Source organism: Echinicola strongylocentroti, assembly GCF_003260975.1.
Classification (GTDB): domain Bacteria; phylum Bacteroidota; class Bacteroidia; order Cytophagales; family Cyclobacteriaceae; genus Echinicola; species Echinicola strongylocentroti.
This window is the reverse complement of the sequence record NZ_CP030041.1, coordinates 4,890,159-4,901,677: the sequence shown is the minus strand read 5'-3', so window position 1 is coordinate 4,901,677 and position 11,519 is coordinate 4,890,159. Positions and strand designations below refer to the sequence as shown.

Here is an 11,519-nt window from a genome sequence, read left to right as displayed (position 1 = left end):
GAACAATTCACTAATTAAAATCACCTTTTGGCCTAAAAACTGATTTCAACACAAAAGGTCTTTGTCAATATTTCCTAAAAAATTTAAATTCAAAAGCAAGTGATGACAATACTTGGAATAATTCGCTAAAACTTTGCAAAATATCTTGCAATTTATGCGTTAATCGCCAATTTAAGCCCACTTAGTACCTGCTTAAAAAAATTAAATCCTACTATATATCCACATAATTCATCATTTCAGTACCCTATAGCAAACAGATTTTTATAATGCACAATCATTAAAAATTTAAATATTTTTTATAACTTAACAGTGTTGTATATTTGCCTCGATTTATTAATCGACTATAAAGGGTCATCATATACACTACAGTAACTGGTAATTTTATTTGTATTTAACCGACTTTATCTATATATTTTACTATTTTTAATCAAAAAATAATTGTAAAGAATGCACAAACATAAAATTAAAGAACAGAAAACTTTAAATTAACCAGATACACGAAAAAACCAATATAATACAATAGAATAATCTGAACACCACACCAACACCTCCTCTAAGAGAACAGATATATTAACTGTTATTATTAACCTAAGCTTTTTTGGACCATGAACTTTGACTTTGCCCCTATCATTCTGACCCACCTACTGGCCATCACAGTGGGAGTAATCACCATCGCCATATTGTGGGCTTTTCCCAACCGGAAAAACCAATCACGCAAACTGCTCAGCTGGTCCTTTTTCGTATTGACGGTTAGTTTGGTATATGCCACGCTTATACAAAGTGAGTATATTCTAAAAATCCCTATTGCCTACAGTATTGGAAGTGTCATTTGCTTTTTGTTTATGCCAATGGCCTATTTATATGTAAGGTCCGTTCTGAACAAGCAATCTCCACGGCTAAAGGATGTGCTTCATTTCATACCCTTCGCCCTGTATCTTATCAATAACATCCCTTACCTCATACTTCCTTATGAAAAACAATTGGCCCTTCTCCAAGAACAAATTTTCGATGGAGTAAGTAGCCAGCTTGCAGCACATACCTTAATCATGATCCCCAATGAAGTCAATGTGATCATATACCATATCGTTTTTGGTATTTACTGGTTATTGCAGGTATGGATTATTATCTCCTTTATCAAGCACGGTGATGCAGATATAAAAGAAGAAAACAGCCATGCAGTAAATTGGTTATTTTTCTTTTGTAGCATTCAGTTCTTGCTGTTTTACCCTTATTTTGTCCATAGTTACAACCCCTTTGAAATGTCTATCTATGCCGATTTCAGTGAAATAGGGGGAGCACTTTGTGTCATCTTTTGTGCTGGGTACCTATTTTGCAAGCCAGAAATCTTATATGGGTTCACAGAAGTCCTAGCGCCTGCCAATAACATTCAAACAGAAAATGCGAAAGTTATTCAACAGGAAAAAGTCGACAGCTACTCTTCTAAATTCCTCAGCAAAACCAGGATGATCGAATTGGACTCCAAGCTTTCTGAGCATATCCAAAACAACACCCCTTACCTCAATCAAGGCTATAACCTGAAGGATCTATCCGATGACTTGGATGTGCCGCTTTATATCATCAGTTCATTTATCAATAAAGAAAAAGGAGTAAACTTCAATGATTTTCTAAATAAATACCGAATAGAGTACTGCAAACAAAAAATCAAGGAAGGTGAATGGAAGAACATTACGCTGGAGGCACTTGGTTATGACTGTGGCTTTTCCAACAGAAATTCCTTTACCTCTGCTTTTAAAAAATGGGTAGGCAAAACACCTTCTGAATTCATCAAGGACTATAAATAAAAAGCAATAGAGGTAGTTGACCATACCCTCTATTGCCCTAAGAGCTATCAGTTGCTGGCATTTGCTTTACTTTTTCAGTGCTTTGGGAAGCTGGAGTAAATACAAAAGCCTTACGCCAGGTCAACACATCATTTTTTGACGATGTCCACTGGCTTGCCCCAGCACATTTTATTATAAATCCCCACTGATTTTCACAACATTATAATTCTTGGCATCAATACGTTTATATCTGTCAATAATAAGACAACAACTTTTTAAATTTAACCAAATGATGTTTTCTGAATCATTCACCAGTACACATAGTATATCCCCTTCTGGTAAATCACATATGACATCGTTAAATAAGGCTATCAACCCATTAGTTTATTTATCAGTTACCAATGCCAGAACACTTGACCTTTTATACTTCAATGCTATTCGTTGTGGCAGTCACCTCGATCATGATCACCGTGATCCTCTGGTGGTACCCCAATGTAGCAGAAGGCCAAAAAAAGACCAAAAGGATCCTTTCTTTGGCCTTCTTGGCGTTGTTTCTTTGGCATACTTTTCAGTTCTTCGGTCTTTCTGATCAGCACACCCACCTCTACCACATCAGTAAAACAGGGATGTTAGTGAGCATGTCCTTATTTTTACCGCTCAATTACCTGTATTTCCACACCTTGGCCTATTCCAATTTTAACAGGTCGGTAATTGTCCACTTAATCCTGCCAGTGACCGTGGGAATTATCAGCATCTACCATTCTGGGAACAGGTCGGATGCCTTTTCGGATCTGGCACTTCTCCTTATTCATTTTCAAATCACCGCATATTGGATCATGGAGGTCAATCTGATCCTGAAGTTAATGGCGGTGAGCAAGAAAGGTTTTATCCATATCAATACCCATTGGCTAAAATGGACTGTCAGCTACCTGGCTCTCCAAGTGCTGCTATTTTTGCCTTATTTCCTGATTACTTTAGGAGGCATACAGGTCCCGGCCTACTTACATCCCTCCATCATTGAGGTCTGTAGTGGCTTTTTACTTTGTCTATCATTATTCTTTCAGCCCTTTTTACTGTTCGGCATCAGAGACATCAAAGCAAGGGATTTTTCAGATAGACTCCATCAAAACCTAGTAGCCAAAAGCCTAGAGGGAAGTAAACAGCCTCTTTCTTATGAAGAAGAAAAAATAGAAAAGTACGTCTCCAGACACCGCCCTTACCTAAATAATGGCATCACCGTAGACAAGTTAGCGCTGGAAATAGGTATCAGCTCAAGCTCACTTCGCGCTTACCTAAGGAGCAAAAACCTGAAATTTGATGAATACTTGAATATCAAGCGTATCCTATATAGCCAAAACATCATCAAGGAAAAAGCCTATCACGACATGACAATGGACATGCTTGCCAAACAGAGTGGCTTCATGGATAGAAACAGTTTTATTGCTTCTTTTAAAAAACATACGGGATATAACCCATCCGACTATATCAAGCATTTCTTCTAAGTCTAAATAATGTTTACAAAACAAGCACTTTTACTTCTGTACTCAAGTACCGCAGCCGGCGCTAAGTCATTGCATGCCAAAATATATAAAAGTTGGCATGTACTCATTTTATTGATAAGCCAACCAGCCAAATACTTCTTACCTTAATGTATATATAGCGCAATGGCATAAAATCATCTCGCAAGAGTAAATTTTAGGTCCTAAAAGTCGATCTCACAATGAAAAAACTATTATTGGCATTTTATCTCATCCTTCCTATCAGCAGCTTTGCCCAGGGGGAAAAAATAGATTCCGTGGCGGTATTTATCCTTGATCACATGAGTGCCGTGATCGGTGACTTACAATCATGCAGCTACCAGCTATCCACCTCCACCGACAAGCCGGCAGCAGATGTAAAATACACAAAGGAGCACACCGAAAACGAAGTGTTCATGCAAGGCCCGGACAAAATGCTGGTGCATCAGAAGGGCCACAAGGGTCACCGGGGATTCTTTTATAACGGGGAATTCTTCACGCACTATTCGTATAGTGAAAACAACTACACCACTGTCCATGCTCCTGACAATATTATCTCCATGATCGATTCTATGAATTATCAATATGGAGTGGAGTTTCCGGCTGCGGACTTCTTTTACCCCACTCTTACGGATGACCTTTTGGACCATTTTGACACGTTGGTGTACTTGGGCAATAAGTACGTGGAAGGAAAGGACTGTTTTCACATCGCTGCCAGTAATGAAAAACAAAATGTCCAAATATGGGTGGCCAACGACGCCATGAACCTACCGGTAAAGTTAATCATCACTGATAAAGAAAAAGCCTTGGCACCACAATATGAAGCCACTTTCCACGAATGGAAAATCAATCCCGACCTGCCACCTTCAATATTTGAATTCACTCCACCTCCTGGTGCCAGACTCATCTCCATACTTCCAAAACCCCATTAATTGAACACATCATGAAACGCACAATGAAAAAACTATCCAATTTGCTTTTGTTTTGTGGAATCATTGCCATGCTGGGACTTCCTGATATCGCTGAGGCCCAACGGCTCCGTCACTCAGGGGGAGCGTCCAGAGGAGGAGCCGCTGCTAGGCCATCCGGCAACCGCAGCATCAATGGAGGCGCCACCAGATCTCCGTCCCGCCCTTCCAATCTCCAAAGCCGAAGTTATTCCAACAACACCAGGAATAGAACTAACACGAATATCGGTAATCAAAGAAACAATACTAATCGAAACACCAACGTCCGGAACAATAACAGCCGTAACAACAATACCCGGGTATCTAATGTAAAAAGTAATAACAGAGTAGGTAATAATAACCGCGTCAATATTGACAACAGCACCAATATTAACGTCAATAGAAACGTCCGCCGAAATGTCAACAGACGAAGCACAGTAGTCATTCGTAACCCACGCCCATATCCTAGGCCACCCTATCGTTACGGTGGATTTAGTTTCTTCTGTTATCACCCCTACTATTACCATCCATACACACCGTATTATTGGGGGCCGGTATGGCATCCTTGGGGCTTTTTCATAGCAAGTCTGGCCGCCACCGCTATAGTCATTTCCATAGAAAATGAAAAATACCATTATGATGAAGGAGTTTTTTACCAAGAGTCCAACAATGGCTATACCGTCGTGGAAGCACCATCCGGTGCCACTGTAAAAACCATCCCAGGTGGATCAGAGCAAGTGGTGATCAATGAAACCACCAATAATTACTACTACGGCGGGACGTATTACGAAAAGTCTGATGAAGGCTATACCGTGGTTCCTCCTACGTCCGGAGCCGTGGTCACCAACCTTCCAGAAGGCGCCGAAGAAGTAAAGGTAGGCGACCAAACTTACGTGAAATATGGTGAAACCTATTATCAGCCTGTTCAGGTAGATAATAAAAACAAATATGAAGTAGCGGATGTACAAGACGCAGACCAATGAGCACAATAGCCCTTAGACCAAGTACCTTATACGCATTAGTCCAACACTTATAGACCAATTCAGTATGAAACCTTATTTACTAACCCTTTGCATATTATTAAGTCCCTACTTAATAGCCAGCGCCAGTGCCCAAACCTTCACGATGGGAAAAAAATGCAGGGCAACATTGGCGGAAGCCAATGCACTGCTGGATCAGGAATCCTATACGGAGGCATTGGCAAAACTGGATGAGTTTACCGGAAACTGTAAAACCAAAGATGCCAAAGAGCAAGGAGCAGTAGCCAAAGCCGAAGCCTACAATAACTTGGGGCAATATGAAAACGCCATCAAGGAAGCAGATTATGCTCTTGATGTCACCAAGGACAGAAGTCTGGAAGGCCACTTCCAAAAAGGCATTGCGCTCCAGCACCTAGGTGATGCGGAAGGGTCGAAGCAGGAATTATCCAAAGTAATAGAACTGACAGAAAAAAACCAAAACACCTCAGAGAGGGCCAATAATTACGCGCTAATGGCCAGGGTATATGCCCGTCAGCTCAACGAGGAGGATTCTGCCATGTATTACTTGGACAAGGCCATTGGCCTAGCTCCAGAAAACACGGACATCATCATCCAAAAGGGGGATTTACACCTTTATTATAACCAATATGACGAGGCATACGCCGCTTATGACGAGGCGTTGGACCACGGGCATGACCCGCTTGATATCTACCAGAGCAGGACACAAGTGGGCCTAAAAAAGATGGAAAACAAGTACGGCACCACTAAGGTCCAAGAACTTAAAAATAAAATGACCGCAGCGGAAAAAACCACCCTTTGCGCTGACATCCAAAAAGGGCTGGACTTAGGCTGGAAGGACATGAGCATGGATATGTTTTCGGCCATGATTTGCCAATAGACTCATCACAACTAAAACACTCACTATGAAAAAGTTAACCATTTACGCAATCATCGTCCTGCTTATGGCCAGCTGTGCCAACTGGAACAATCAACAAAAAGGAACGGCCATTGGCGCAGCGGGTGGTGCAGCCGTGGGAGCAGCCGTATCCAAGGGAAGTATATGGGGAGTTCTGGCGGGAGCTGCCATTGGCGGTACTGCGGGCAACCTGATCGGGAGGAAGATGGACCAGCAAGCCAAAGAGCTCCAACAGGCCATCCCAACAGCTGAGGTAAAGCGGGTAAATGAAGGGATCAACGTCACCTTTGATGCCAGCTTGGTCTTTGATATCAATTCTGCCAACCTCAGCGACAGCTACAAGGAAGACCTCCTCAACGCCATTCCCGTATTCCAGAAATATCCTGACACCAATATCCTGATCGAAGGGCATACTGATGATAGCGGATCGGATGAGTTCAATATGCAGCTTTCGGAAAAAAGGGCAAAAGCCGTTTCTGCTTTTTTGGCACAAAACGGAGTGGACAAAGCCAGACTTGTGGAAAAATGGTATGGAGAAACCCAGCCCAAGTATCCCAATGACAGCGAAGAAAACCGGGTCAAAAACCGACGGGTGGAGATGGCCATTTTTGCCAATGAAGACATGAAAGAAGATGCCAAAAGCGGGGATCTATAATCTCATAAAGGAACATTTGAAGCGTCGATCATAAATGAATTTCAGTATAAAAAAACACTTAGTAACCACCTTTTCACTATTTGTCATGGCCCAAATGGCCCATGGACAAGTGCTGATTTCATTGCTGTTCGGGGATAAGCTGAACTCTGACAAAATCGAATTTGGACTGGATGGCGGCATCGCCTTCAGCCAACTGCACGGCCCTCCCTCTTCGGACATGGCCAATGCGCTGCACCTTGGGTTCTATTTTGACTTTTATCTAAAGGAACGGCTCAAGCTGCACACGGGAGTGATCGTAAAATCCACCATGGGAGCCAAAGCCCTCCCTTCTTATCCATTAGGTGACGATGAGCTTGATCAGCTCTTGACCAATGCTACTGTACGAAGAAAACTAGGGTATTTCAATATCCCGGCCTTGGTAAAATACCAATTTAAAAACAGCCAGTTTTACGTAGAAGCAGGCCCACAATTGGGCTGGCTCCATAAAGGGTTTGACGAGTTTTCGGACAGCATTCTGGAAGATGATGATCTTTTATATGAGCGTAAAATCAAAAATGACTTCAAGCGATTGGACTTTGGGATGACGGCTGGAATAGGTTACCGCCTGATGAAAGGACACGGGATGAACTTGGGCATTCGGTATTACCTAGGCATGGTGGACATCAATAAATCGATGCCAAATGATCACTACAACCGATCACTATACCTCAGCGTAGGCATCCCTATCGGTGCCGGAAAAGCAGAAAAAGACGCCGTCAAAACACCCTATTAATTAAAGTAAACTAAACCAATGATCATGAAATGGTATAAAATTGGAATATTATCTCTCCTTTTACTTTGTATCGCAAGCGCGGTTTCCGCACAGGGAATGAACAAATCGGAAAACCCCTACTATAAGCCTTATTTTGACAGCTTAAAGACCATGGAATGGCCTTATACATTCCCCATCCTTGGGAAACAAGCCTATAAAAAAGGCTATGACCTTCCATATGGATATGGAATCAGCGGTATCTATTTTACCCAAACACAGGAAATTGTCATCCAGTCCATTTTGTTGGGCTTCAATGGAAGTGAACAGTTGGACTTTAGCGATTTCATCACCTTTGGCCCCACCACAGCAGCGACCAATGCCTACACGATCCGTCCGGATATCTGGGTTTTGCCTTTCTTGAACCTTTACGGCATGATCGGCGGTGGTACCACCGATACCAATGTCAGTTTATTGGAACCGATTGGGCTACAGACAAACCAGCATTTCAAGGCAAGTTCATTTGGATTGGGAGCCACACTTAGCGGTGCTGTCGGTCCATTTTGGATGGCATGGGACAATAACTACAACTTCGTCGATGTGGATGTGGTGGTGGAGCCCATCCCGGCTTTTAACAGTAGTTTCCGATTGGGTCACTCTATTTTGAACCCTTCTAATCCGGAAAAATCCCTTTCTGTATGGGCAGGGGTATTTTATCAATCCATTTCCAATGACACCAAAGGAAGCATCAACATTCAGGAAATCTTCCCTGAGATTGGTGAAGGGGGATTGATCAATTATATGCGTGACTGGGCCACTACCTTGCCCCCTGGGCAGCGTGTCGTGGCCAATCAGATCATTGACAAAATGGAGGATATATCCAATGGTATAGACCCCGGAAATGCTGTCGTTGACTACACGCTAGACAAGAAAGTAGCTTCCCCTTTTAACATCATTCTGGGTGCGCAGTACCAATTCAACAAAAATATCATGTTAAGGAGTGAGCTCGGCGTGTTTGGCAAAAGGAGCCAGTTCTTGCTCAACCTAAATTATCGCTTTCCAGGCTTCATGAAAAACCCCAATAAATAAGCATCAGGTACAGTTTAGCTACTGTTTATGACCGAATATTACCAATTAGTAAAATTTAAATAAGCATTGTTTTGAAAAAGTTATTTACCCTTCTTATTCTTTTGATAGGTGTTTACCAGACTTCCATTGCTGATGTAAGGGATTCGTTGGTGTTCAAAAATCAAAACGTCATTGTCGGTGAGATAAAATCACTTGACAAAGGAGTGATCACTATAGAAACAGATTATAGTGACAGCGATTTTCAGATCGAATGGCAGGAAGTAGAACAAGTCTACTCCAAGCAAAACTACCTGATCACATTGATGTCAGGAGAACGGCACAACGGATCACTCTGGACCTACGACCCTACACACGTCACCCTTCACCTCACTTCTGGGGACAGTATGAAGGTGAGGATAGAGGACATCGTTTATTTCAAAACGTATGAAAATGATTTCTGGAGTCGATTGTCCGCCTCTGTGGATTTCAGCTATAGCTTTACCAAAGCCAATAACTTCACGCAAGCAGGGATCAGGAGTGCGTTGGGCTATGTTGCGTCCAGCTGGTCAGCCAGTGCAGGCTATAACCTCATCCGGTCAAACCAAGATGAAGTCGAGCCCACACGAAGGGAAGATGCCAACCTCAATTATAAAAAATTCCTTCCCAAGGATTTCTATGTTCCCGCTAACTACGGCTATCTCTCCAATACCGAGCAGTTGATAGATGTCAGGAGCACTTTCTCTGCCGGGCTTGGTAAATATATCGTTCATACCAATGACTCCTATTTCGGTGTAGAAGCGGGTGTTTCCTACCTTAATGAAGTCTATACCACCGAAGATCCAAAGAAAAACAGTATGGAGGCTTATTTCGGTGCAGAGCTTAACCTCTATGATATTGGCGATCTGACCCTCCTAACGCGGGGAACCGTTTACCCAGGGATTACAGAAGGTGGCAGATGGCGGGTGGACTACAATATCGACACCAAATACGATCTTCCCTTAGACTTGTACGTAAAAGTCGGATTCTCACTGAACTTTGACAACCAACCCGTCGAAGGTGCTGGAAAAGCGGATTACGTCCTTCAAACTGGCCTAGGCTGGGAATTGTAAACAGCCATTGACAACTGGGGAATACGGTTATTTTTGCATCCCCCATTGATCAACGATAAAAACCTCTAAGAAGAATGTGCTTCAGCGGAAGTGGCATTCTTCTTGGCTGTTTCCCATTCTTTTTCGGACCAATTGGTCAAATAGCGGGCAATGAACCTTAGCCCATTCCTATAGGTAAATTTCTCAATAGCAGTATTTAGGAAATCCTCATTTACCGATCCATCTTCATTATACCGTAAAGCGGTAAGGTCCTTATCATACAAATGGAACTTGTCCGCAAGAGGCAAGTAGTGCCTGAGGTCTTTGCCCAACTTCCCCATCTTGGTGATGTTTTCATAGCCATTGATCGGATTAATCAGCCCATCAAAGTCCGACCCGATACAGATATGATCCCAAGGCGAAGTTCCTTCATGCCAAGGCAACTTATCATAACCCACCTTCACCGCATGGACTATATGCATGCACAACAGCATGAAGTGCCGTTCCTCTTTACTGGGCGCTATCCCCAAAGCTTGGATAAATCCCTCTTCCCCCGGTAACCGTCCTTCCTTGAACAGTTTCTTGAATTCATAATAAGCTACTTGCTCTTTTTCGTAATAGTGATCACGAACAGCATCCATCGCCGGATTAGAAGCACCCAGTATCCGTTGGTCAAGGCTAATGCCCATCATTCCTCCAGAAGCCATTATTTCCGCAATTTCCTCATCAAACAGGTTAATGGTCCAAGGATTAGCATAGAGTCCCTTGTTAATCTTATCATCGGTACGTCCGATCTTACGGTTTTCAGGTTCGATCATCGCTTCTTTCCCACTGTCCCCCTCATTCACATAGGACCTGTAACGTTGACTGTTAAGATATTGGTCAATGGAAGTGAAGGTAAAACCAGTATGGCTCGAAATAACCGGCAAACGTGCCACATCCGGTGAATCCTGGGCCAAACGATCCTTAAACCTGTAATATTCCAGCCGAGTGTACAGGCTCATGTGCTTTACATCTATTAACACGGGTCTTTCAGGATGCAAAAGACACTGCCCTATAAGTTTTTTTCCTAATTCTGTCAACCCAAGTCCTACAGAAGGAAGGAAGTAATCACTTTTAAAAGCTCTTTGTGACAGTTTATTGACACCTTGGGCAAATCCCCCGAGCCGCTGCTCAGGAATATCACTCAAGTGGCATAAGTTGATAGACATAAAATCGAAGTCCTTCATTTCCTGAAGCGTTTTCATCTGATGATGGGGATTTGCTGACAGGATCGATTGTTCATTTCCTGAGGGGACGTCCGAAAGGTTATGCCCTCCTTCGATGGCCAAGGCAAAACTGCGCCTGTTCCCGTCTGTAAGTGCGCTTTCTATTGCCTCAATAGATTTACCTTTAAAATCATTTCTTTTCAAAAACTCAATGGAGAATGGAGCTTTAGCAAGCTTGGGCATGCTTTTGCGGTGCTGGGCGACTATTCCCATAAAGTCCTTCCAATACGTGGTCTGATGCTGTTTGATTCGATCAAAAATTTGGTGTTTGACAGGAAGGATAAACGAAAAATCATTACCACAAATAGACAATATGCGTTCTGCAAACGCATACTCCACACTACTTAAGGATATGACCCCAAGGAAAAGCGGACTTTCCTTTACCTGTGAGGGTGACGATTGGCTATCAAAAGAACCTCCCACAAGCTCATTGAGGACCTTGGCCACGCCCGATGTTTTAAATCCCTGATCAACATCCAGCTTTAGTTTTGGGTCTGCTATATAATGTTTAAACAGCAGGTGAAAGTGAAAATCAAATATCTTCTGCATGG

10 protein-coding genes are annotated in these 11,519 nt (G+C 42.7%); 9 read left to right on the top strand and 1 reads right to left on the bottom strand.

What is annotated here, in order from left to right; translation table 11 throughout:
- Nucleotides 1–605 precede the first annotated feature (605 nt).
- From DN752_RS19320 to DN752_RS19280, 9 genes are all read left to right on the top strand, one after another.
- Nucleotides 606–1,802: a helix-turn-helix domain-containing protein gene (locus DN752_RS19320; protein ID WP_112785487.1), complete on the top strand. Its 1,197-nt coding sequence runs from the start codon at nt 606–608 to the stop codon at nt 1,800–1,802.
- 380 nt (nt 1,803–2,182) lie between these two features.
- Nucleotides 2,183–3,283: a helix-turn-helix domain-containing protein gene (locus tag DN752_RS19315; RefSeq protein WP_112785486.1), complete on the top strand. Its 1,101-nt coding sequence runs from the start codon at nt 2,183–2,185 to the stop codon at nt 3,281–3,283.
- A gap of 218 nt (nt 3,284–3,501) precedes the next feature.
- Nucleotides 3,502–4,230 carry a DUF2092 domain-containing protein gene (locus tag DN752_RS19310; protein WP_112785485.1) on the top strand — a complete coding sequence of 243 codons (729 nt, stop codon included), beginning with the start codon at nt 3,502–3,504 and terminating at the stop codon, nt 4,228–4,230.
- A gap of 11 nt (nt 4,231–4,241) precedes the next feature.
- A complete protein-coding gene (locus tag DN752_RS19305) occupies nt 4,242–5,228 on the top strand; it encodes a DUF6515 family protein (protein ID WP_112785484.1) in 987 nt (328 codons plus the stop codon).
- A 142-nt stretch (nt 5,229–5,370) separates the two neighbouring features.
- Nucleotides 5,371–6,123 (top strand): tetratricopeptide repeat protein, encoded by a 753-nt coding sequence (locus DN752_RS19300; protein ID WP_245949317.1) that lies wholly within the window; start codon nt 5,371–5,373, stop codon nt 6,121–6,123.
- A gap of 25 nt (nt 6,124–6,148) precedes the next feature.
- Nucleotides 6,149–6,796, top strand: coding sequence for an OmpA family protein (locus DN752_RS19295; RefSeq protein WP_112785482.1), 648 nt, complete (start codon nt 6,149–6,151; stop codon nt 6,794–6,796).
- 34 nt (nt 6,797–6,830) lie between these two features.
- Complete coding sequence (locus DN752_RS19290; protein ID WP_112785481.1) at nt 6,831–7,568, top strand: porin family protein; 738 nt, start codon at nt 6,831–6,833, stop codon at nt 7,566–7,568.
- 24 nt (nt 7,569–7,592) lie between these two features.
- On the top strand, nt 7,593–8,633 hold the full coding sequence (locus DN752_RS19285; RefSeq protein WP_112786624.1) for a hypothetical protein: 1,041 nt from the start codon (nt 7,593–7,595) through the stop codon (nt 8,631–8,633).
- A 71-nt stretch (nt 8,634–8,704) separates the two neighbouring features.
- Entirely contained in the window at nt 8,705–9,721 is a 1,017-nt protein-coding gene (locus tag DN752_RS19280; RefSeq protein ID WP_112785480.1) for a DUF481 domain-containing protein, read from the top strand.
- Between the two features lie 65 nt (nt 9,722–9,786).
- Here the strand turns inward: DN752_RS19280 and DN752_RS19275 are convergent, their stop codons facing one another.
- Nucleotides 9,787–11,517, bottom strand: coding sequence for an amidohydrolase family protein (locus tag DN752_RS19275; protein ID WP_112785479.1), 1,731 nt, complete (start codon nt 11,515–11,517; stop codon nt 9,787–9,789).
- Nucleotides 11,518–11,519 lie beyond the last annotated feature (2 nt).